General features: G+C 47.8%; 2 protein-coding genes. Both read right to left on the minus strand.

Annotated features, from left to right (window positions below; translation table 11 throughout):
- Positions 1–286 precede the first annotated feature (286 nt).
- Complete coding sequence (locus tag HMPREF9371_RS08245) at positions 287–793, minus strand: hypothetical protein (RefSeq protein WP_009119585.1); 507 nt, start codon at positions 791–793, stop codon at positions 287–289.
- A 12-nt stretch (positions 794–805) separates the two neighbouring features.
- Positions 806–2,423 (minus strand): VENN motif pre-toxin domain-containing protein (locus tag HMPREF9371_RS11070; RefSeq protein WP_232203091.1); only part of this gene is annotated, 1,618 nt, incomplete at its 5' end.

Here is a 2,423-nt window from a genome sequence, read left to right on the forward strand (position 1 = left end):
GGTCGCTGCTGCTGAGGCTGCCGCTGATAAAGTGGTTGCGGCCGGCGTCCTCGGCGGCTTGGCTGGAGACGATGAGGCCGCCTTTGAGCCGGGTGTGCCCGCTCACGTTGACTTGGAAGCCGTCGTCGCCGGCATACAGGTCACCTTATTCGGCGACGCTTTGGTGAGCGGCGTTCAGTTGGCTTTGCTGGTAGTTGCCGTTGGCGCTGAAGCCACTCTATACATTTAGGTAGATACTGCCTTGTCTGGTTACTTTCACTCTAGAGAAAGCTAAATATATTGAGTTTCAACCTAATTTATGCTTACTATCCAAGTAGTCTTTTAACGATATACCTTTTAAATATTCATATCGGCTATATGCATCATAATATATAGCAAAACTCTCAATGCTATTATCTGGAAAGATATTTATAGCAAAAAAAATATCTCCATCAACAAAAGAATGAATTGTATAGTTATGTATCGCTGTAAATCTAGAAGCATGTTTACGATAATTGCGCTCCAAGTGATTAAAAAACAGCTCGCCTCCTTCTTTTTCATCCAAGCTTTTCCCATTAAAATACAATGCCTTACTAGGAAACTCAAAGCTGATGAAATACACAATATCCTGACAGTCAAACCAAATTTCAACTGATTTTGAAAAGAACTGAATAACGTCAAATCCGTCATTCACTCTTTGCTCAACAGGAAATTCATAAAAATCAATATTATTTTTAATTAGAAGATTTTTAAGCCAATCCTTGCTGGCCCCTAGAAATAGAGTTGGATTTTCCAGTAAATCAAAATATAACATGATCGTATACTCTCATTTAATAAATTCTGGGAATTTTGTAGAATGCGTTGCCTTAATAGCAGCATCTATATGATTGCCAGTTTGGTTGATAAATCTAGAATCTCCGGTATATGTTTGCAAATTATTTCTCATATCCATTAACCTTTCACGGAATCTTCTTCTGAATTCATGATTTTGCCATAACAATCTCACTTCCTCTCTGGCTAAATTCAAATTTCCTGAACCATGCAGTCTAATGTCTAATTTTCCCGTATTAGGGATGCTTTTAAGAACCACTTCTCCATATTGCGTATGAAGATGCGGTCCTTTTGGTAAAATATCTCGAGCGCCTGACTTGGGTAAATATCTATTAATCTCGGAAACAGATATCTTGCCTAAATCTCCTACAGCCCCTATTTGCGTTCTAGGCAACACCATTCCAGGCGTACTTGGCTGTGTAAATACAGAATTTACCAAACGGGAGTAGGAAGAATTGGGATTAACCATACCACGTATGCCTGTGAGCATGGTTAAGTCTCCTACCGTATCCAACCCTGAGCGAATCCAATTTCCATTAGCAATATTAACCGCACGCCGGTCGCGTTCCATTAAGTCTCTCAATAATCCAGCATCACCGGCACTGATAACTATATTTAGCTGCAAGCTCTTAGCAACCGTCATTTCACATTGACTATTCCCTTTACATAAGGGAAGCACATTACCGGCATACATGCCTGCTGCAAAGTTCTCCCAAGAAGTATCTTGGGGATCCAGTCCTCCCTGTCGGTATGATCTACCTCGCCATTTATTATAAGTGGCAGCACATTTGCCGGCATTACTGCTTCCACTGCAATCTCTACCAATTTCATCAGCAAATTTTTCTAATTGGCCGGAACCCAAATAGTTCCCTTCCACCGCATTCCGCGCACTCAGGCTACCTGAAACCGCATCCGCACTGCTGTTGCCCGCCGCCGCACCAATGCCCGCCCCCAGCAGGCCGCTGATGCCGGCAACGGTTTGTTTCTCGTCGGCGGTTAGCTCCGCCGCTGCTTTGCCGTACAGCCAGCGGCTCAATACGGGGGCGGCGGCTTCGGCTCCGCCGGCACTCAGGGCGCCGGTGAGGGCGTTGTGCCCGCCGGATGCGGCGACGGCGGCGCCGAGGATGCTGTGCGCCAGCAGGTGGGCGGGGCTGCTTTCGCCAGGCCTCTGTCCGCCGTCCGCTTGGTTCTTCAGGTCGTTGGCTTTGAAGTATTGGCCGATTTGGTAGGATAAGGCGGGGGAGGCGGTGGCGGCGGCAATGCCGCCGGCGTGGTCGGCGGGGCTGGCGAGGCCGGCGGCAAGCATGTTGAGTAGGACTTTGCCTTGCTGCCATTGCCGGCTTTGGGTTTGGTAGTCGCTCTCGCTGAGGCGGCCGTTGTCGCGCTGTTCTTTGAGTTGGTCGAGGCGGCGGTCTATGCTGCCGAGCACTTGGACGCGGGTTTGGCTGAAGTCTTGGCTGACGGCTCTTTGCAGGTCGATTTCGTTTTGCACCTTCTCGGCGTCGAAACGCTTGTTCAGGTAGCCTGAGACCTTTGCAAAACCCCAGGCCAACAAACAGCCGGAACATGCTTCATCATATTCCGGCTGTTTTGCGTAAAAAGCAGGCAAACCA

This window comes from Neisseria shayeganii 871 (genome assembly GCF_000226875.1).
Taxonomy (GTDB): domain Bacteria; phylum Pseudomonadota; class Gammaproteobacteria; order Burkholderiales; family Neisseriaceae; genus Eikenella; species Eikenella shayeganii.